The sequence below is a fragment of the Paenibacillus sp. J23TS9 genome (assembly GCF_018403225.1).
Classification (GTDB): Bacteria; Bacillota; Bacilli; order Paenibacillales; family Paenibacillaceae; genus Paenibacillus_AQ.
The window spans coordinates 1-255 of sequence record NZ_BOSG01000043.1 but is presented as its reverse complement, the minus strand read 5'-3'; the positions used below and the strand labels follow the sequence as shown (position 1 = coordinate 255).

Annotated in this window: 1 rRNA gene; it reads left to right on the top strand. The window is 53.7% G+C overall.

Features of this window, described 5'->3' with window-relative positions:
- Positions 1-255 (top strand): 16S ribosomal RNA (locus KJS65_RS29620); the annotation flags it as partial.

Here is a 255-nt window from a genome sequence, read left to right as displayed (position 1 = left end):
GCACTCTAGAATGACTGCCGGTGACAAACCGGAGGAAGGCGGGGATGACGTCAAATCATCATGCCCCTTATGACTTGGGCTACACACGTACTACAATGGCCAGTACAACGGGAAGCGAAATCGCGAGATGGAGCCAATCCTATCAAAGCTGGTCTCAGTTCGGATTGCAGGCTGCAACCCGCCTGCATGAAGTCGGAATTGCTAGTAATCGCGGATCAGCATGCCGCGGTGAATACGTTCCCGGGTCTTGTACAC